The following is a 17947-nucleotide window of genomic DNA, read 5'->3' on the forward strand; positions in this document are numbered from 1 at the left end:
GCTTCACACTCCTGCCTGCTGGCGCTGACGGCGCAGATGCGGCGGCATCTCGGCATAGACGCCATCGAAGATTTCCCGGGCGGACGGCTTGGCGCCCGCATGGAGCGTGCCGTAGCTCTCCGCCTCCTTCTGGGCCGCGATGACCGTATCGAGGATCTCCGCCTCCGCCTGCTTGTGCCGCTCCTCCGACCAGGCGCCGCGCAGGATGAGATGGTTCTTCAGCCGCATGATGGGATCGCCCAAGGGCCAGGCATCGGATTCGGTCTTAGGGCGATAGGCCGAGGGATCATCCGACGTCGAATGCGCGCCGACCCGGTAGGTGACGTATTCGACGAGCGTCGGGCCGAGATTGCGCCGGGCCCGCTCGGCCGCCCATTTCGCCACTGCATGGACGGCGAGATAATCGTTGCCGTCGACCCGCAGCGAGGGAATGCCGAAGCCCAGGCCGCGCGCGGCGAAGGTTCCCGCCCCGCCCCGGGCGATGCCCTGGAACGTGGAGATCGCCCATTGGTTGTTGACGATGTTGAGGATGACCGGCGCCTTGTAGGTGGACGCGAAGACGAGCGCCGCGTGGAAATCCGATTCCGCCGTCGATCCGTCGCCGATCCAAGCCGCCGCGATCTTGGTGTCGTTGCGGATCGCCGAGGCCATGGCCCAGCCGACCGCCTGGACATATTGGGTCGCGAGATTGCCCGAGATGGTGAAGAAGCCATGCTCCTTGGAGGAGTACATGACGGGCAATTGCCGCCCCTTCAGGGGATCCCGGGAATTCGAATAGACCTGGCACATCATGTCGACCATGGAATAGCCGCCGGCGATCAGGAGGCCCGCCTGCCGGTAGGTCGGGAAGTTCATGTCCCCCGGCGAGAGCGCCTTTCGGAAGGCGCAGCTGATCGCCTCCTCGCCCAAATGCTGCATGTAGAAGGAGGTCTTGCCCTGCCGCTGCGCGATCAGCATGCGCGCATCGAAGGTGCGCAGGGTCATCATGTTGCGCATGCCCTCGATGAGCTCCTCGTCGCTCAGAAGCCCGGCCCAGGGACCCACCGCCTCCCCGGCACGGTTGAGCACGCGGATGATGGAGAAGGCGAGGTCGCGGATGGTTTCCGGTTCCACGTCCACGTCCGGACGCGGGATGGCTCCGGCCTTGGGGATTCTCACATTCGAGAAGTCGGGAGTTCCCCCCGGTCGAACGGCGGGTTCGGGCACATGGAGGGTCAGCGGTCCATAGTCTGTCATGGTCTTTCGTTCTCCTCCCGAGGAAACTAGGAACGAAACACCATTCGGCCATAGGCTGGGCCGTTTCTAAAGGGCCAAATGCCGGTTATCGACAGGCTCTGATAGAGCACACGAATCTGCGGGCGCCATCAAGGCTTCACTGTCGCCAGAATTTCGCCGGCGGTGATTTCCGGCTCTCCCTGAATCAGGTCGGCCAGGCTGGCGCGGATCCAGGCCAAGGCCTTCTCGTTGGCCGCGAGAGCAGCCTCGCGGCTGTCGAACAGGGTGATGGAGCCGCCGGCGCCGTTGCCGCAATCGAAGACATGATACCCCTGAAACCCGGGAGATTGCCGCAGGATCTGGCCGATTCCGCTCTCCGCCCGCCGCGCAGCCTCGGGCACCGAACGCATCTTGCTGAATTTGCGAATGACGACATACATGGATGCCTCCACCTGCTGAAGAAGCCGCAACCCGAATACTCAAAAGGCTGACGCAAGACCTCGCGGGCGCAGCGTTTGCCGTACGACGCGCTAATGAGCCATCAGGACCGGCAGGCCCGCATGGGCGATGATGTGGCTCGTGGCGCCGCCGAAGATCATCTGCCTCAGACGGCTCTGGGTATAGGCTCCCTTGACGAGAAGATCCGCATGGAACGAGGCGGCATCCTCCAGAATCGCCTCGCCCGGAGAACGCGTGTTCAGCCTGCGGACCGCCGTCTCGGCCCTGACGCCGTTTCGCTCGAGGCGAAAAGCCAGATCCACGCCGCTCGGACCGTCCCCTCCCCAGCCATCCAGCGACAGGACGACGACCCGGCCGGCCTTCCTCAGGATGGGCATCGCGAGCGCCACGGTCCGGGCCGTTTCCGTACTGCCGTTCCAGGCGATCACGACGGTCTCGCCGATCGACGCCGGAGACGCGGGCGGAACCATGAGGACGGGCCGTCCGCCCTCGAACAGGGCGGCCTCCAGGGTGGCCAGCCGCGGCGGCTCATCCTGCGCTCCGGGGCGTCCGAGCACGATCAGGTCGAACACCCGGCCGAAGCTGCCGATATAGCTGTCTGCGAACAGCTGCTGCCCGAGGAAATCGCAGGTGACCTCATTCGGCGCCTCCGTCTTCCGCGGCACCGCACAGGAGAGCATGAACTCCTCGAAGAGGCGCTGCGATCGCGACAGGTGCTCGCGCTGCTCCTTCTCGCTCAGGATGGTCCAGCCGACCGGAACGTCGAAGGCGATGACCTCCGGGATATCGGGACCCAGCGCCAGCCCTTCCACATGGCTCCCGAACCGCCCCGCGACCAGCAGGGCGGCGTCCAAGACGGAGCGGATGAAACTATGGGGCTCAACCGGAACCAGAATGGCTTTCATGGCACCCACCTCGGCCAGCATGCGGGCCGATGCCTCGAAAAGCATCATACTCCCAAAGTTGGCGTCCAGCACAGTTTATCTTCACGACCGCGTCAGACATGCACGTTGCCGAAAGCCAGCTCTCCCACGCCCTTGGGCTTGCGCAGGGTGGCGTAGAGAATCCAGCCATAGAAGACGCCCAGCCCGGCGATCACGGCCCATCCGGGGATCGGCCCGATGGCTACGTTGCGGACCCATTCCCCGACCGAGCCGACGAGGTGGGCATCGACGGCATTCTCCTGCATCCTGATGAAGGTGGTCTTCACCAGCCAGGCGAAGAGCAGGATCAGGAACATCCAGCAATAATTGCGCCTGAGCCGCCGCGTGATGGCCTCGCTGGTGCTGGTCAGGAACAGGGGGCGCCGGAGGTCCTCGCCCAGCTTCTGGACCCAATCGTCCGTCGTCCCCTCTTCGGGAGCGAAGATCTGGGCGAAGTAGTTGCGCTCCATCCGGCGAACCCGGTTGCGGTAAACGTCGAAGAAGCGGTAGCGCCGCGCCTCGATCACCAGCAGCAGGAGCACAAGAACCATGGCGAAGATCAACACGCCGTGATGGGCGGTCGAGGTGGACAGGGAGACCGACAGCATGGCGGCCACCACCGTGATGGCCCAGTTGGTCGTCCGGTCGATCCGGTCGCGCCAGCCCGCCATCCGGGCGATCTCGGCGCGGTAATAATGGGCCATGAGGTTGATGAATTCGGTGGAATTGCTGGGAAAGACCGGCGCCTTTACGGCAGGCCGCAGGGGCTGCACAAGGCCTGGCTCGTTCTTCGGCAGCATGATCCGGCTCCCTCTGCCCCGGCGGCGTCTTTGTTTTTAGGGTTTCACCGGGACAAAATCATCAGCGCCAGGGAGGTTCCGGCCCACGACGGAAGATGTGTGGAAGGAGATTCCAGACAGCCGCCCGTCGCACGGCGTCCCGCCCTGGCGGTCCGGAGCGGGATAATCCTTGAGCGCCAACGGTTCGGCGCGACGATAGGCGATTGGCAGCGCGTACCAGATGAGCTGAGAGACGGAGCCATCGGCGGATGCCGATTGGACGCGAAGGCGTCCCCGCCCGGAATGCCCCTGGGGAAGCGGAGCGCCGTCAGTCCCAGACCGCGTGGGGAAGTGCATCGAGCGGGATCTTGAGATAGCGGGTTCCGTTGCCCTCCGGTTCCGGAAGGCGACCGCCCGCCATGTTCACCTGGAGGGCGTGCAGGATCAGCTTCGGCATCGGCAGCTTGGCGTCCCGCGCTTGGCGCATGGCGACGAATTCGTCCTCGGTGCGCGCCTGGGCGAGATGCACGTTGTGGGCCTTCTGCCCGGCGACGCTGCTCTCCCAGGCCGGAGGCCGCCCGCCGGGCATGTAGTCGTGGCCGGAGAACAGGCGCGTGTCCCCGGGCAGGGCGAGGATGCGCTGGATGGTCCGCCACAGGGCCCTGGCGTCCCCGCCGGGAAAGTCGCACCGGGCCGTGCCGAAATCGGGCATGAAGAGCGTGTCGTGGATGAAGGCGGCATCGCCGACCACGTACGTAATGGAGGCGAGCGTATGGCCCGGCGAGAAGATGACCCGCGCGTCCATCTCGCCGATCCGGAATTCGTCCCCATCGGCGAACAGGCGATCCCATTGCGAGCCGTCCGGTTTGAAATCCGCGAGGTTGTAGATGTCCTTCCAGAGTCGCTGCACATCGACGACGCGCTCGCCGATGGCCGTCTTCGCGCCCGTGCGATCCTTGAGGTATGAGGCCGCCGACAGATGGTCCGCATGCGGATGCGTATCGAGGATCCACTCGACGGTCAGATCTTTGTCCTTCACGCAGGCGAGCAGGGCATCGGCCGATGCGGTCGCGACGGAGCCGGACTTCTCGTCGTAATCGAGAACCGGATCGACGAGAGCGCAGCGCCGCGTCGCGGGATCGGACACCACATACTGGACGCTGCAGGTGCGTTTGTCGAAGAACGCGTCGACGTGCGGCTTTGCGGGAGAACGGCCCGGTGCCTTTCGAGGGATCGCTTCAGTGCTCATGGCTTCTCCTCCTTCACACGCGTCCTTCACACGCGGATGCGCGAAACCGTTCATGCGTCTCGACCCGACGCGCCGATCGGGAGCGTCATCGAAACCGCCTTCCGCACGATGGGCTCTTCAAAACGTGAAGCATCGGAAACGGTCCCGAGAAGGACACATCCCTCTCAGGGCAGATGCGCGAATACGCCTCTTGGCCTGCCGCCATGTATAGACCGCGCGACGGCACCGGTGAAGGGGCGCCCGGATGTCCTGGGCCGTCCTCGCCCGCTCAGGCCTGCACGAAAACCTCGGCATGCTCGACGGAGAAGCGTTCCAGCTCCTCGACGACCGCCTCCAGGTGAGCCTCCATGGCCTGGCGGGCCGCGGCGGCGTCGTGCGTCTCGAGGGCGCGGAAGAGTTCCCGATGCTCGGCGAGGGTCACGGCATGGCGCCGGGGCGAGGACAGGAGACGGCGCACCCGGTCGATATTGGCCCGCGAGGCGTCGATCACGGCCGCGACCCGGGGCATCCCCAGCCCCTCGACCAGGATCGTGTGGAATTCCAGGTCCAGGGCGTGGAAGCCGGGACGGTCCCCGCGCGAGACGGCCTCTTCCTGCGCCTCCAGGTTGCCGCGAAGCGCCTCAATGGCCTCGGGGGGCAGGTGCTGGGCGGCCGCCTCCGCCACCATGCCCTCCAGGGCCCGCCGAATCAGCATCGATTCCCGGATCTCCGGCAGGCGGATACGGGCCGCCCGGGATCCGCGCTGAGGCAGGATCTCGACCAGCCCCTCGGCGGCCAGGCGCGTCAACGCCTCGGAAACCGGGAAACGGGAGACCCCGAGGACCGCGCAGACGGCCCCCTTGTCGATGAATTCCCCAGGGGCGAAATCGAGAGCCACGATGGCGGCCCGCAGCGACGCTTCCACCTTCTCGGTCGTATGCCCCCGCGTGCCCCGCTCCAGGGGAACGAGGAAATCGTATCTTTTTCTCTTGTCGAGCGCGTCCATTTGCCTAACATGTTAGCCGAACCGATGGGCGCACGCCATCAGCTTGTCGGATCCCATCCACGAGCAAAGCCGCTCGTGATCATCGTTCAACCGGCCGCAGAGCCGGTCTCCCGGAGGAACGCCTATGCCATTTCCGACCCGCCGCCTAGCTTTCGGACTCATCGCGGCCGCAACCGCCATCCTGCCCGCCCTTCCGGCCAGTGCCCAGACCAAGCTGAAATGGGCCCATGTCTACGAGACCTCAGAGCCCTTCCATACGCAGTCCGTCTGGGCCGCCCAGGAAATCGCCAAGCGCACCAACAACCGCTACCAGATCGACGTCTACCCGGCGTCGCAGCTCGGCAAGGAAAGCGACATCAACCAGGGCCTGTCGCTCGGCACGGTCGACATGATCATCTCCGGCCCGAGCTTTGCCGCACGCAGCTATCCGCCCATCGGCATCGGCTATTATCCTTACGTCTTCCGCGATTCCGGCCATCTGCTCGCCTTCGCCAAGAGCGACGTGTTCAAGGAGCTCAGCGCCGGCTACGCCGACAAGACGGGCCACCAGATGGTCGCCCTCACCTATTACGGGGTGCGCCACAGCTCATCGAACAAGCCCTTCAAGACCTGCGCCGAGATGAAGGGCCTCAAGATCCGCGTGCCCGACGCTCCGGCCTATCTGGCCATGCCGCGCTCCTGCGGCGCGAACACCTCGCCGATCGCCTTCGCGGAAGTCTACCTGGCGCTCCAGAACGGCACCGTCGACGCGCAGGAGAACCCGCTGACGACCATCGAGGCCAAGAAGTTCTACGAGGTCCAGAAGCACATCGTGCTCACCGGCCACATCGTCGATCACCTGGCGACGATCATCTCCAAGCAGCTCTGGGCCAAGCTCTCGGACGAGGACAAGAAGATCTTCGCCCAGGTCGCCCAGGAAGCGGCCGTCCGCGCCTCGGGAGAGATCCAGGCGAAGGAGAAGGAGCTGATCGAAACCTTCAAGCAGAAGGGCCTGACGATCACGGAGGTCAACAAGGACGAGTTCAAGGACGCGGTGATGAAGAACGTCACCCTGGAATCGCTCGGCTACCGCAAGGCGGATTACGACAAGATCCAGGCCCTGAAGTCGGAAGGCCTCTGATCCATCGGCGAGAGCCGCCTCCGGGCGGCTCCCTTTCCCCACCGTCGATCCCGCTGCCGCTCCTTTTCCGGCAGCGGGAATCCTCAAGACCTGCAAGGACAAGGCGCAGCAATAGATGACGACTGAAGTCCACACCCAGGTCAGCGCCGAGGAACTGGCGCAGACCTTCGACGAAAGCGAGCACGCCCCGGTCGATCTCTCGGGCTATGCCTTCGAGGATTGGCTGGCCCTGGCCCTGTTCTGGGCCATGGCGCTCGCCGTCTTCGTTCAATTCTTCACGCGCTACGTGCTCAACGATTCCTTTGCCTGGACGGAGGAGATCGCCACCAATCTCAACGTGGCCCTGGTCTTCGTCGGATCGGCCATGTGCGTGCGCATGAACCGTCACATACAGGTCGACTTCCTGTATCGCTATCTTTCTCCCGGCCTGGCCCGGGTGCTGGCGACATTGATCGACATCGTCCGGGTCTCTTTCTTCGTCTATGGCGCGATCCTCATCTGGCGCTTTATGAGCATCGTCGGCGACGAGCAGATGACGACCATCGCCCTGCCGAAGAACCTGGCTTATGCCTTCGCCTTCATCGGCTTTGTCCTCATGAGCTTCCGCTCGATCCAGGTTGCCGTCGCCAACTGGCGCCGCGGCTATTCCGTTCTCGAGCGCCCCGAAGCCTTCGACGCACCTCTAGTGGCGGAAACCTGATGCTCATCCTGATCGGCTCCTTCCTCATTCTGATGATCCTCGGACTGCCGGTCGCCATCTCGATGGCCGCCGCGTCCCTGCTCTACATCCTCGCCACCGGGACGGTTCCGGACGTCATCGTGGCGCAGCGGATGATCGCCGGCGTCGAGAGCTTCCCGCTCCTCGCCGTCCCGTTCTTCATCCTCGCCGGCAACCTCATGAACATCGCCGGCGTCACCGGCCGCATCTACTCCTTCGCCGTCGCCCTCGTGGGCTGGATGAAAGGCGGCCTCGGCCAGGTGAACATCGTCGGCTCAGTGGTGTTCTCGGGCATGTCCGGCACGGCCATCGCCGATGCCGCCGGCCTCGGGACCATTGAGATCAAGGCCATGAAGGACCATGGCTACTCGACCGAGTTCGCGGTGGGCGTCACGGCCGCGTCCGCGACCCTCGGGCCGATCATCCCGCCCTCCCTGCCCTTCGTGATCTACGGCATGATGGCGAATGTCTCCATTGGGGCGCTGTTCCTGGGCGGCCTGATCCCCGGCATCGTCATGACGCTGCTGATGATGGCGACGGTGGCCTATTTCGCCTACAAGAACGGCTGGGGCTCGGATACGCCCTTCTCATGGCGCCAGCTCGGCAATGCCAGCATCGAGGTCGTAATCGTCCTGATGTTTCCCGTGGCCGTGTGGCTGATGATCCAGGCGGGGCTGTCGTCGAACGTCTCCATCGGCATCGCGCTGGCCGTGCTCCTCGCCCTCGACTGGTATTTCGACTTCTCGGCCGTGATGGCCCTCATGGCCCCGGTCATCCTGATCGGCGGCATGACGCTCGGCCTCTTCACGCCGACCGAGGCGGCGGTCGCGGCGGTCATCTGGTCGCTGTTCCTCGGCCTCGTCCGTTACCGCTCCATGACGTTCAGAAGCCTCGCCAAGGCGACCTTCGACACCATCGAGACGACCGCGTCGGTCCTCTTCATCGTCACGGCGGCGTCGATCTTCGCCTGGCTCCTGACGGTCAGCCAGGCGGCGCAGATCCTTTCGGACGCGATCCTCGGATTCACGCAGAACAAGTGGGTGTTCCTGCTTCTCGCCAACATCCTGATCCTGTTCGTCGGCTGCTTCATCGACACCATCGCGGCCATCACCATCCTGGTGCCGATCCTTTTGCCCATCGTGCTCAAGCTCGGCATCGCCCCGACCCATTTCGGGCTGATCATGACGCTCACCCTGATGATCGGCCTGCTTCCCCCGCCGCTCGGCATGGTGCTCTTCGTCCTGGCGAGGGTGTCCAAACTGTCCGTCGAACGCACCACTGTGGCGATCCTGCCCTGGCTCGTCCCCTTGATGCTGGCGCTGATCGCGATCACCTATATTCCGGAGCTGACCCTTTGGCTTCCGCAGAAGATGGGATTGGGGCGGTGACGGATCGTCCCGGAGCATCGAACGCAGAACCGGCAACCGGCTTTGCGTGAAGAGATGCGAGAAACCGGCATCGGACGTGCATTCGCATTCACGTCCGATGCTTCAAAAGCCTATCGATGAGACACCTATGAGCACGCCCCGCACCATCCGCCTCTCTCCCGATGACAATGTGGTCATCGCCATCGACCTCGTGAACCAAGGCACAGACGCGGCGGGCCTCACGGCCCGCGAGCGCATCCTGCGGGGCCACAAGATGGCCGCGGAGCCGATCCGCGAGGGCGAGCCGATCCGAAAATTCGGCCAGATCATCGGTTTCGCCAAGACCCACATCGTGCCGGGCGAGTGGGTGCACGAGCACAATGTCGGCCTGCACGATTTCGAGCGCGATTATGCGTTCGGCGTCGAGGCCAGAGAGGACGATCTTCTCGCGCCCGACCTGCGCGCCACGTTCCAGGGCTATCGCCGCGCCTCGGGCAAGACGGGCACCCGCAACTATATCGGGATCCTCACCTCGGTGAACTGCTCGGCTTCCGTGGCGCGCTTCGCGGCCGGCGAGGTGGAGCGTTCCGGCATCTTAAGCGGCTATCCCGGGATCGACGGCGTCGTGGCCATCGTGCATGGGACCGGCTGCGGGCACGCGGCCTATGGCGAGGGCTTCGACATCCTGCGCCGCACGCAATGGGGCTATGCCAGCCACCCGAATTTCGCCGGCGTGATCATGGTCGGGCTCGGCTGCGAGGTATTCCAGATCGGCCGCATGAAGCAGGAATACGGCCTGACCGAAAGCGAGACCTTCCGCACTCTCACCATTCAGGAGACGGGCGGCACGCGGCGGACCGTGCAGGCCATCGTCGATGCGGTGAAGGACATGCTGCCCATCGCCGCCAGGGCCCAGCGGGAGACGCGCCCCGCATCGGAACTGGTGCTCGCGCTCCAGTGCGGCGGCTCCGACGGTTATTCCGCCTTGACGGCCAATCCGGCGCTCGGCGTCGCGTCCGACCTGCTGGTGCGCCACGGCGGAACCTCGATCCTGTCCGAGACGCCCGAAATCTACGGTGCGGAGCATCTGCTCACCCGGCGCGCCGCCACGCGGGAAATCGGCGAGAAACTCATCGCGCGGATCAAGTGGTGGGAGGATTACACGGCCCGCAACGGCGGAGAGATGAACAACAACCCCTCGCCGGGCAACAAGGCGGGCGGATTGACGACGATCCTCGAGAAGTCGCTGGGCGCGGCCGCGAAGGGCGGGCGCTCCACGCTGCGCGCCGTCTACGAATATGCCGAGCCGGTGAAGGACCGCGGCTTCGTCTACATGGATACGCCCGGCTACGATCCCGTCGCGGCAACCGGCCAGGTGGCGGGCGGCGCCAACCTGATCGCCTTCACCACGGGACGCGGCTCGGCCTTCGGCTGCAAGCCCGTGCCGTCCCTCAAGCTCGCGACGAATTCCGACATCTACCGCCGCATGCTCGACGACATGGACATCAATTGCGGCGACATCCTCGACGGCGTCTCTCTCGAAGAGAAAGGCCGGGAGATCTTCGACATCCTCCTGCGCGTCGCGTCCGGCGAGCACACGAAATCGGAGGAGCTCGGCTACGGCGATCTCGAATTCGTCCCTTGGCAGGTCGGCGCGACCATGTGATCGCGCCGACGCGTTAACGACTTGTTAACCATGTTGTCGTCATAGTCTTCGTGCCGATCCGCTTGGCGCATCGTGCGGACCCAGAGGGCCGCGTCAGCGAAAAGTGGATCCGGTTTTCCGTACTCAACGATGCGCCAGCCAAGAGTTGGAGCATCGGATGGATCCCAAAAGTGCAAGTCCACTTTTGGGTCCGATGCTCTAGCCGACAGGCTCTCTCCCAAAAGCGACCGGGGCGCGGATGTACCGCCTCGCTCGCTTTGGGATGCAGGCCGCAGCAAGCATCGCCCCTGCCCTCAGCCGAACACGTAAAAGGCCCCGCCAAGCGCCGCCAGCGCACCGACGAAGGCGTAGGGGTACCAGGTCGGGTATGGCTTGTTGTGACCGTCGTAGCTCAAGCGGAATCTCCCGGTTAAGAAGCACGACCCGTCTTCCTCACGCAAAATGGTATTTTCGTGAAAGCCGTTCGATGCGGATCGCCTTTCAACCGCGATGTCGCGATGGAACTCTCAAGAAAATTACTTTGAAGCTCTTTTAAGGAAGCGAATTCCATCCCGATCTCAAGGCCGTAGAGGGTCTTTTAGAACGCCTCTGATTTTTTCCTAAACCCTTGATCAATCTACGTTCTTTCCGATACTTCATCGGCCGCGCCGGGACACCTCCCGGTCCGCCGATGCGAAGGAGAATGCGTTCATGGGCATAAGCACCTGGAATGAGCCTGGACACGCGTCCGGCAGTATCCTCGCCTGCCTGGCCCTGCTCCTGCCTTTCGGCGGAACGGCACTCGCTCAGGACGCTCCTGTGAACGAGATCGTGCCCGCGGCCACGCACGACATGTCCTTTCTCGGCCTGTTCCTTCAGGCCGATCCCATTGTTAAGAGCGTCATGATCCTGCTCGTCCTGGCCTCGCTCGGCTGCTGGACCATCGTGTTCGAGAAGCTCCTGCGGCTCGGCGGCCTGCGCCGCCAGGCCCGCGCGTTCGAAACGGCGGCGCGCTCGGGCGACAGGCTCTCGCCGCAGATGGAAGGCGCGACCGGGCGCATCGTCAGCGCGGGCCATGAGGCATGGCGCGACCAGGACGCGTCCGAGAGCCGCGCGGAACGGCGCGAGCGCATCGAACGCGCCATGCGGGCTGCGCTTTCCGCCGACATGCGCCGGCTCCAGGTCGGCCTGCCGTTCCTCGCCACCATCGGATCGGCCGCGCCCTTCATCGGGTTGTTCGGCACGGTCTGGGGCATCATGAACGCGTTCTCCGCCATCGCGGCGAGCCAGGACACGAGCCTGTCCGTCGTGGCGCCCGGCATCGCGGAAGCGCTGTTCGCCACCGCCATCGGACTCGTGGCCGCCATTCCGGCCGTGATCGCCTACAACAAGCTCACGACCGATCTCGGCCGCCTGCAGCAATCGTTTTCTGCCGGAATCACGGCGCTCGGCGACCGCCTGGCGCGTGACCGGAAGCTTCAGGTCCGCGCGGAGGCGGCGGAATAATGGGCATGGGACCGATGCGGCCGCAGGACCAGGACGACGCGTTCGGCACCGCTCCCCTGTCGGAGATCAACGTCACGCCGCTCGTGGACGTGATGCTCGTCCTGCTCATCATCTTCATGGTGGCCGCGCCCCTCATGACCGTCGGCGTGCCCGTGCAGTTGCCGAAGACCGCCGCGCCGAAAGTCGCGCAGCCGAAGCAGCCGGTCGTGATCACCATCGACGCGCAGGGCCAGCCGTTCCTCGACAAGGAGCCGCTGGCACCGGAGATCATGATGCCCCGCCTGCGGCAGCTCGCGAACGCGGATCCGAGCCAGGTCGTGCTCGTGCGCGGCGACAGGGCCGTTCCCTATGGCCGCATCATCGAGATCATGGGGCAGATCAACGCGGCGGGGTTCAGCCGCGTCTCGCTGATCGCGCAGGCGCCCGGCGGATCGGCCGCGCCCTAGATCAAGCACGCCATCCGATGTCCGTTCAAAGCATGAGACCGCCCCAGGAGCCGAGCCGGCTCGGCCTCGCCTTCGCGACGGCGCTCGTCCTGCATGGCGCTGTGCTGACCGCCGTGACCCTGTGGCCGTCCGACAAGGCCGACGCGCCCGGCGAGCAGGAGATCACCCTCGATCTCGCTCCCGCCATGGAAGAGCTCGTGTCCGTGGCGCCGTCGTTCGAGCAATCCCAGAAGGTGCCGCCCGTCGAGACGGAGACGCCGATGGAATCGGAGACCGTCGAGGATCAGCCGCCCGAGGAGATCGTCGAAGCCCGGCCTCAGGACGTGGCCGAAGCGCTGCCGGTCGAGGCCGTTCCAGTGGAACAGGAAACGGCGCAGACGGAGGCCGTCATCCTTCCGCCGCCGGAAACGATCGTCGCCAAGCCTCTCGAAGAAAAGCCAGCCCGCAAGCCCGAGAAGAAGAAGCCGCCGAAGCCGGCCGAGCGCAAGCCGCCGCCGCGCCGGTCGGTCGCTGAACCGAAGCCGCTTCCGTCCGATGCGCGCCAGGGACAGGCATCGGCCTCGCGGGAGAACATGGGCGGCCAGGCGGCCGCGGCCGATCCGACCGCGCGCAACCGCTATCTGGCGAGCCTCGTCGCGTCCTTGCGCAACCGCCTGCGTTATCCGGACGTCGCCCGCAGCCAAGGTGTCACGGGCATCGCCACCGTGCGCTTCACCATGGACCGGTCGGGCCGCATCGTCGGCGCGTCCCTCGTGCGGAGTGCCGGCCATGCAGCCCTCGATCGGGCCGCTCTTGCGGCGGCAAGCCCCGGATCCTCCCTGCCGCCGATCCCGGACTTCATTCCGCAAACGACCTTCACCGTGCCGCTGCGCTTCAACCTGCGTTGAGCGCGAGCTCGGCCTTCGCGGCGAACTTGACGGTTACATTCTCAGGACTACCCTGTCCGTCCGCAGCTCCAACCTCCATCGGCGGCAGAAGGCCGATGGTATGGGTTGCGCGGAACGTCAGGGAGAGGCGTCATGGCCGAAAGGCCAATGCCTTGACCCGTCCTCCCTGTGTTACGGCCACGGGCAAGTCTCATTCCGGCATGATCGTCGACGCACAGGCCACGTCATGAACACCCGCAAGATTCTCTACCAGTTCGGCTACCGCCGCTGCCCGGACCAGGATCGCCCCTCCCCCGCCCGACATCCCGTCATCGTCGTCGGCGCGGGCCCCGTCGGGCTGTGCACCGCCATCGACCTGGCGCAGCGCGGCGTTCCGGTCGTGCTCCTCGACGATGCTGACCGGATCGGCGAAGGCTCGCGCGGCATCTGCTACGCCAAGCGCACCCTCGAGATCCTCGACCGGCTCGGCGTCGCCGCGCCCTGCCTGGAAAAAGGCGTCACCTGGAAGCTCGGCAAGGTGTTCCAGCGCGACGAGCAGCTCTACGCCTTCGACCTGCTGCCTGAGGACGGACACAAGATGCCGGCCTTCATCAACCTGCAGCAATATTATCTCGAACACGCGCTCGTGGCGCGCGCCGCCGAACTGCCCCAGCTCGACATCCGCTGGCGCAACAGGGTGAGCGCGCTCAAGCGCCGCAACGACGGCGTGACGCTCACCGTCGAGACCCCCGAAGGATCCTACGATATCGATGCCGATTGGGTGGTGGCGGCCGACGGCGCGCGTTCGGCCCTGCGCGGAATGCTCGGGCTCGAGTTCAAGGGCGAAGTCTTCGAGGATCGCTTCCTCATCGCCGACGTGAAGATGAAGGGCGACTTTCCGCCCGAGCGCTGGTTCTGGTTCGACCCGCCCTTCCACGACGGCCGCTCCGCCCTTCTGCACAAGCAGCCCGACGATGTGTGGCGCATCGACCTGCAGCTCGGCCCCGATGCCGACGCGAAGGCCGAGCAGGCGCCCGAGCGCGTGATCCCGCGCATCCGCCAGATGCTGGGGCACGACGCGTTCACGCTCGAATGGGTGTCGGTCTATACGTTCCAGTGCCGGCGTCTGGAGCGCTTCGCGCATGGCCGCGTGGTCTTCGCGGGCGACGCCGCCCATCAGGTCTCGCCCTTCGGCGCGCGCGGCGCCAATTCCGGCATCCAGGATGCGGAGAACCTCGCCTGGAAGCTCGCGCTCGTGATCAAGGGCGAAGCGCCCGAGAGCCTGATCGACACCTACGATGCCGAACGATCAGTGGCCGCCGACGAGAATATCGGCCATTCCACCCGCTCGACGGATTTCATCGCGCCGCGCTCGGCGCAGGAACTGCGCTTCCGCGATGCGGTGCTCGCTCTCGCGCGCCACGCGCCCTTCGCCAAGCGCATGGTGAATTCCGGCAGGCTGTCGATGGCGTCCACCTATGAGACATCCCTGTCGACGGTGGATGAGGATGTATGGTCGGGGTCCGCCCACCTCGGCGCGCCTTTGCCCGATGCCCCCATGCGCAAGGGCAGCGGCGAGCCGGTCTGGCTGCTCGAGGCACTGGGCGGCGAGGAGACGCTGATCCACGTGCCCAACGGAACCGCTCCACCCGCAGGCAAGCGCGTCCTCGTCATCGGCCATGACCTGATCGACGCGGACGGCTTCTTCGAACGGCGTTTCGACGCGACGCCCGGCAGCACCTATCTCGTGCGCCCGGACCAGCACCTCGCGGCGCGCTGGCGCCACGCGACAGCGAAAGCGATCGCGCGTGCATCGCGCCGCATGAAGAATATGGATGGAGAGCCCGCATGAGCGCCCTCGTGACCGAAAGCCGCTTCGCCGATCCGGATCGCGCCTACCGGGCGCTGATCGAGGCGCATCGCGGATTGTCGGACGAGCAGAGCGCCGCGCTCAACTCGTCCCTCGTGCTGATCCTCGCCAATCACATCGGCGACCAGGCCGTCCTGAAGGAAGCGCTCGCACTCGCAAAACAGAGTCTCGAGCAGACCGGATCGGCGCGTGAATAGGTCGACGTTTCACTGATAGAACGTCCAGAGAAGATTCTCGCTGAGTTCCTTCAGGGCCTCGACGGCATCGGGCCGTTCGCGGGCCACCGCGGCCACGATGGCGTCGGCGAGCGCGAAGGCGGCGGTCGGCGAGTTCGGCAGCAGCCGGTTCCGCGCCGGTGCGAAGAGGGTGATGTCGGCGATGGGGACGAGCGGAGAGCTCGGCCCGTCCGTCAAGGCCATGACCATGGCCCCACGGTTCTTGGCGAGTTTCGCCAGATCGACCGTGCCGCGCGAGTAACGCGGAAGGGAGATGGCCAGCACGAGATCGTCCGCCCCCACGTTCATCAGGTGCCTGACCGCTTTCTCGGCTCCGCCGCGGGACGACGCGAAGATCACGTTCGCATCGAGATAGAGCGTCAATCCTTCATCAAGATGGGCCGCCACATGATGGCTCGCCCCAGATCCGACGATGAAGATCCGGCGCGCGCGCAGCAGGACGTCCATGGCCCGGGAGCAGGTTTCCTCGTCGACGGCCGCGAGCGTCTCGTCCAGATTGGCCGCCTGATCCTTGAGGGCCGTCACGAAGGTCGAGAAGGCGGAGCTTTTCGTGCTGTGGGCATCGGCGAAGCTGTCGACGGGAGCCATCGCCAGCCGCAGCGCCTCGGAGAGCGCGGCCCGGAATTCGCTGTAGCCGGCGTAACCCAGAGAACGGACGAACCGGGTCACCGTCGCCGTGGAGGCGCCGCTGCGCTCTGCGAAGCCCTCGATCGTCATCGTCGCCGTCTCGAGAGGGTTCTGCAGCACGAAATCCGCCGCGCGTCGATGCGCTTCGCTGAGCGAGGCGTAACCGAGCGCGATGCGGTGGGCCAGATCCGTCGTCGGCTTCAGGACTTGAGACACGGACACTCCAGACTGATTGACGTCAGGATATTTTCATGATTTTTAATCTGAGAAAATAAATCTGTCAAAAGACAGCCGCCAAGGGAACCAGGAGAGAGATTCAATGCGCCGTCCACTCATATTCGCTTTCGTCGCCAGCACCTGCCTGCTCAGTGCTCCCGCCTGGGCTCAGTCGCTCAAGATCGCGCTCAGCTCGGAGCCGACCGCGATCGACCCACATTATCACGATCTGACGCCGAACAACGCCCTCGCGGCTCATATCTTCGACGGATTGACCAAGCAGGATGAGAAGCAGAAGGTCCTGCCCAGCCTTGCGACGTCCTGGGAGAACGACGGCCAGAACCGCTGGACCTTCAAGCTCCGCCAAGGCGTGACCTTCTCCAACGGCCAGCCCTTCACGGCCGACGACGTGATCTTCAGCTTCTGCCGCACCCTGAAGAACGAGACGGCGATCGCGGGCTCGTTCGCCGACATCACGGGCAACTTCACGGCCGTCGAGGCGCCCGATCCGCAAACCATCGTCATCACCACGAAGGCGCCGGACCCGCTGCTGCCGAACTTCCTCTCCAGCATCGCCATCCTGAGCGCGTCCGTTCTCCCGCATGACAAGCTCTCCTTCGACGTCGCCAAGAACTGCGGCGTCACAGGCGCATGGCCCGTCGTCGGCGACTTCAACGACGGCAAGCTCGCCATCGGCACCGGCCCCTACAAGTTCAAGAGCTACACGAAGGGCACGAGCGTCGAGCTCGAGCGCAACGACAAGTATTGGGGCCCGGCTGAGCCCTGGGCCAACGTGACCTTCGTACCGGTTCCCAATGCCGGTCCGCGCCTGGCGGGCCTGCTCGCCGGCGATTACGATGTGATCGAGAACCCGGCTGCGCGCGACGTCTCCCGCATCAAGGACGACAAGCGCTTCGGCCACGTGATCACGCCCTCGACCCGCGTGATCTATTTCCAGCTCGACGTCGAGCGCGAGCCGAGCCCGCTCGTGAAGGCCGAGAACGGCAAGAACCCGCTGAAGGATCCGCGCGTGCGCAAGGCGATGTCGCTCGCCATCGACCGCGACGCCATCATCAAGCGCATCATGGACGGCGCGGCCGAGCCGGCCTACCAGTTCCTGCCCAACGGCATGTTCGGCGCGCTGGAGAACCCGCCGAAGCTCGCTTACGATCCGGCCGCGGCGAAGAAGCTCCTGGCCGAGGCCGGCTATCCCAACGGCTTCCAGGTCACGCTCTCGACGACCAACGACCGCTACATCAACGACAGCCAGATCACGCAGGCCGTCGCGCAGTACCTGACGCAGGTCGGAATCCGCTCGGAAGTGGACGCCATGGCCCGCGCCATCTACTTCCCGCGCCGCGCCAAGAAGGAATTCAGCGTCGCCATCGGCGGCTGGGGCTCCACGAGCGGCGAGGCCTCGTCCTTCCTGAAGCAGTGGGCCGCGACGCCGGACGAAGCGAAGACCATCGGCGGCTCGAATTACGGTGGCTATGCCGATCCGGAATTCGACAAGCTGATCCGCGCGGCGATCACCACCCTCGATGATGCCAAGCGTGCGGAGATGCTCAAGCAGGCGGGTGTGAAGGTCATCGAAGGCGGCGCGTTCATTCCGCTGCATTTCGAGAGCACCATCTGGGCCTACAAGGCGAACCTGAACTACGTCGGCCGCGCCGACCAGTTCACGATGGCCATGCAGGTCAAGCCCGCGAAGTAAGCAAGC

Annotated in this window: 17 protein-coding genes; 10 read left to right on the forward strand and 7 right to left on the reverse strand. The window is 65.2% G+C overall.

Going from position 1 to position 17947, the window contains the following annotated elements; translation table 11 throughout:
* Positions 1 to 3 precede the first annotated feature (3 nt).
* From H0S73_RS00235 to H0S73_RS00260, 6 genes are all read right to left on the reverse strand, one after another.
* Positions 4 to 1236 (reverse strand): 3-methyl-2-oxobutanoate dehydrogenase (2-methylpropanoyl-transferring) subunit alpha, encoded by a 1233-nt coding sequence (locus H0S73_RS00235; RefSeq protein WP_181050252.1) that lies wholly within the window; start codon positions 1234 to 1236, stop codon positions 4 to 6.
* A gap of 128 nt (positions 1237 to 1364) precedes the next feature.
* The gene (locus H0S73_RS00240; protein WP_181050253.1) at positions 1365 to 1655 is read right to left on the reverse strand and encodes a hypothetical protein; all 291 of its coding nucleotides are present in this window, start codon (positions 1653 to 1655) and stop codon (positions 1365 to 1367) included.
* 90 nt (positions 1656 to 1745) lie between these two features.
* On the reverse strand, positions 1746 to 2579 hold the full coding sequence (locus H0S73_RS00245; protein ID WP_181050254.1) for a universal stress protein: 834 nt from the start codon (positions 2577 to 2579) through the stop codon (positions 1746 to 1748).
* Positions 2580 to 2671: 92 nt separating this feature from the next.
* Positions 2672 to 3397, reverse strand: coding sequence for a DUF2270 domain-containing protein (locus H0S73_RS00250; protein WP_181050255.1), 726 nt, complete (start codon positions 3395 to 3397; stop codon positions 2672 to 2674).
* A gap of 307 nt (positions 3398 to 3704) precedes the next feature.
* Complete coding sequence (locus H0S73_RS00255; protein WP_181050256.1) at positions 3705 to 4625, reverse strand: MBL fold metallo-hydrolase; 921 nt, start codon at positions 4623 to 4625, stop codon at positions 3705 to 3707.
* Positions 4626 to 4893: 268 nt separating this feature from the next.
* Positions 4894 to 5610, reverse strand: coding sequence for a GntR family transcriptional regulator (locus H0S73_RS00260; RefSeq protein WP_181050257.1), 717 nt, complete (start codon positions 5608 to 5610; stop codon positions 4894 to 4896).
* A gap of 124 nt (positions 5611 to 5734) precedes the next feature.
* On the opposite strand from H0S73_RS00260, the gene H0S73_RS00265 reads away from it, so the two are divergent.
* The 9 genes from H0S73_RS00265 to H0S73_RS00305 all read left to right on the forward strand — a co-directional run bounded on the left by H0S73_RS00265 (position 5735) and on the right by H0S73_RS00305 (position 15345).
* Positions 5735 to 6730: a sialic acid TRAP transporter substrate-binding protein SiaP gene (locus H0S73_RS00265; RefSeq protein WP_181050258.1), complete on the forward strand. Its 996-nt coding sequence runs from the start codon at positions 5735 to 5737 to the stop codon at positions 6728 to 6730.
* A gap of 115 nt (positions 6731 to 6845) precedes the next feature.
* The gene (locus tag H0S73_RS00270; RefSeq protein ID WP_181050259.1) at positions 6846 to 7430 is read left to right on the forward strand and encodes a TRAP transporter small permease; all 585 of its coding nucleotides are present in this window, start codon (positions 6846 to 6848) and stop codon (positions 7428 to 7430) included.
* Complete coding sequence (locus H0S73_RS00275) at positions 7430 to 8836, forward strand: TRAP transporter large permease (RefSeq protein WP_181050260.1); 1407 nt, start codon at positions 7430 to 7432, stop codon at positions 8834 to 8836. The genes H0S73_RS00270 and H0S73_RS00275 overlap by 1 nt, the downstream gene beginning before the upstream one ends.
* Before the next feature lie 127 nt (positions 8837 to 8963).
* Entirely contained in the window at positions 8964 to 10481 is a 1518-nt protein-coding gene (locus H0S73_RS00280) for a UxaA family hydrolase (RefSeq protein ID WP_181050261.1), read from the forward strand.
* A gap of 831 nt (positions 10482 to 11312) precedes the next feature.
* Positions 11313 to 11966: a MotA/TolQ/ExbB proton channel family protein gene (locus tag H0S73_RS00285; protein ID WP_181054185.1), complete on the forward strand. Its 654-nt coding sequence runs from the start codon at positions 11313 to 11315 to the stop codon at positions 11964 to 11966.
* Positions 11966 to 12412, forward strand: a complete 447-nt coding sequence (locus H0S73_RS00290; RefSeq protein WP_181050262.1) for an ExbD/TolR family protein — start codon at positions 11966 to 11968, stop codon at positions 12410 to 12412. Before H0S73_RS00285 ends, H0S73_RS00290 begins: the two co-directional genes overlap by 1 nt.
* 32 nt (positions 12413 to 12444) lie before the next feature.
* Entirely contained in the window at positions 12445 to 13299 is an 855-nt protein-coding gene (locus tag H0S73_RS00295) for an energy transducer TonB family protein (RefSeq protein ID WP_181050263.1), read from the forward strand.
* Positions 13300 to 13525: 226 nt separating this feature from the next.
* Positions 13526 to 15130 carry an FAD-dependent oxidoreductase gene (locus H0S73_RS00300; RefSeq protein WP_181050264.1) on the forward strand — a complete coding sequence of 535 codons (1605 nt, stop codon included), beginning with the start codon at positions 13526 to 13528 and terminating at the stop codon, positions 15128 to 15130.
* Positions 15127 to 15345 carry a DUF2783 domain-containing protein gene (locus H0S73_RS00305; RefSeq protein WP_181050265.1) on the forward strand — a complete coding sequence of 73 codons (219 nt, stop codon included), beginning with the start codon at positions 15127 to 15129 and terminating at the stop codon, positions 15343 to 15345. The genes H0S73_RS00300 and H0S73_RS00305 overlap by 4 nt, the downstream gene beginning before the upstream one ends.
* Before the next feature lie 9 nt (positions 15346 to 15354).
* Here H0S73_RS00305 and H0S73_RS00310 read toward each other — a convergent pair whose 3' ends face one another.
* Complete coding sequence (locus H0S73_RS00310; protein ID WP_181050266.1) at positions 15355 to 16227, reverse strand: SIS domain-containing protein; 873 nt, start codon at positions 16225 to 16227, stop codon at positions 15355 to 15357.
* A gap of 103 nt (positions 16228 to 16330) precedes the next feature.
* Here H0S73_RS00310 and H0S73_RS00315 point away from each other — a divergent pair, with 103 nt between their 5' ends.
* Positions 16331 to 17941, forward strand: a complete 1611-nt coding sequence (locus H0S73_RS00315) for an ABC transporter substrate-binding protein (RefSeq protein WP_181050267.1) — start codon at positions 16331 to 16333, stop codon at positions 17939 to 17941.
* The last annotated feature ends 6 nt before the right edge of the window (positions 17942 to 17947 follow it).

The organism is Microvirga mediterraneensis, assembly GCF_013520865.1.
GTDB classification, from domain to species: domain Bacteria; phylum Pseudomonadota; class Alphaproteobacteria; order Rhizobiales; family Beijerinckiaceae; genus Microvirga; species Microvirga mediterraneensis.